We start from the raw sequence: 1,669 nt of genomic DNA, 5'->3' as shown, positions 1-1,669 counted from the left end.
CTTTAGTTTACCATGACTGCGGCGGGATGTGAATCTCATTTTCATCTGTATGCCAGACACTGGCTATTTCTTTCACATCCTATGCGCTTAATTGTCGGTTTACAGCAGGTATTATTTGCTTGAATGTGGAAATTAACAGAAAACAAAGTCAAGAGGTGTTATGTACTTGCAACATACGATAGGCATTTTACAGCTAACTCAAAATCTGGATGACGCCGTACATGGCTTTAAGTCCGGACTGGCTGAATACGGCTTGGAAGCCGAATATCATTATCTTAATGCCGATGGTGCTTTACAGGATTTGCCACAGCTTGCAGCTACTTTGGCTGAGCGAAAAGTTGATCTTATTTTTGCCTGTTCCACCCCGGCTGCACACGCAGCAGTCAACTTAGAAGCCCCTATTCCGGTAGTCTTTACCCCAGTCTTCGATCCAGTAGGAGCAGGACTGGTCAACAGCATGGACAAACCGGGTGGCAAAGCCACCGGCATGGCAGGCATGGTTCCGGCTACCGCCAAAGTAGCCTTTATCCGCGAACTTTTACCTGCAGCAAAAACCATTGGTATTTTGTACCACAACGGTGACAGCAATGCCCTGCTGGAAGTAAGTAATTTTAAGCAAGCAGCCGGCGACCTCTTTACCGTTATTGAACTTCCAACAAATAGGGCTGAAGATTTGTCGGTATTGGCAGATCGGCTGCCGCACAACCTTGATGCATTGTTTCTTCCTATTGGACGGATCATTGAAGAAAACTTTGCCAGTGTAGCTTATTATGCCGAATCAGCCAACCTGCCGATCATTACCTCTCACGCTCCCAATGTGCCTGCCGGTGCATTAGGAGCTCTAGTAGCCAACCACTTCGAACTAGGACGAGCATGTGCTGCTAAGGCGGCACAAATTCTTGTCGGAGCTGATCCAGGAAGTATTCCTGTCGGTATTGTTGATAATCCTGAAATCCAATTGAATGCGTTCGTAGCAGCTAATCTGGGAATAGAACTGCCGCAATCGCTGCTGGCAAGAGCTACAGAAGTATTTGAGTAATTATGAATTTGGAGTGAGCTACATGCAATTAACCCGGCAATCTGTTGAACTTTTAGCACCTGTCGGAACCTGGGATGTCCTAGAGGCCGCAATTGGCGCCGGTGCTGATGCCGTATATCTTGGTGGCAAACGATTTAACATGCGCCTACACCGGACTGACGCGAATTTTGATGACCAAAAACTGACTCAGGCGATTACTTACGCTCATGCCCACAACGTAAGGCTATATGTAACGGTCAATAACCTGATTAGCGAACAGGAAATCCCCGGTATACGAGATTATCTAATGTTCTTAAATGAAATCCAACCAGATGCCCTGATTATCCAAGATTTGGCTATCTTAAAACTCGCACACGAATTGAATCTTACTGTACCGCTGCATGCTTCGGTTATGATGAATACGCATAACGAACATGCAATTAGATGTCTGATGGACTATGGAATTACGCGGATAGTAGCCAACCGCGAACTAACCCTCTCCCAGCTTTCGCTGCTCAAAGAACGTACCGGTATTGAACTGGAATATTTCATTCATGGTGATATGTGTATCGCACATAGTGGTCAGTGTTTTCACTCTGGTGTAATATTTGGTCAAAGCTCTAATCGCGGCCGCTGTCTAAAGCCCTGCCG

Annotated in this window: 2 protein-coding genes; both read left to right on the top strand. The window is 46.1% G+C overall.

Annotated features, from left to right (window positions below):
• Nucleotides 1-166: 166 nt before the first annotated feature.
• Entirely contained in the window at nucleotides 167-1,039 is an 873-nt protein-coding gene (locus tag AC29Z1_RS17650; RefSeq protein WP_488272744.1) for an ABC transporter substrate-binding protein, read from the top strand.
• A gap of 22 nt (nucleotides 1,040-1,061) precedes the next feature.
• Nucleotides 1,062-1,669 (top strand): peptidase U32 family protein (locus AC29Z1_RS17645; protein WP_488272743.1); only part of this gene is annotated, 608 nt, incomplete at its 3' end.

It is taken from the genome of Sporomusa sp., from assembly GCF_057736855.1.
Note: the sequence above shows the minus strand (reverse complement) of the source record. Positions and strands in the feature narration are given on the sequence as shown.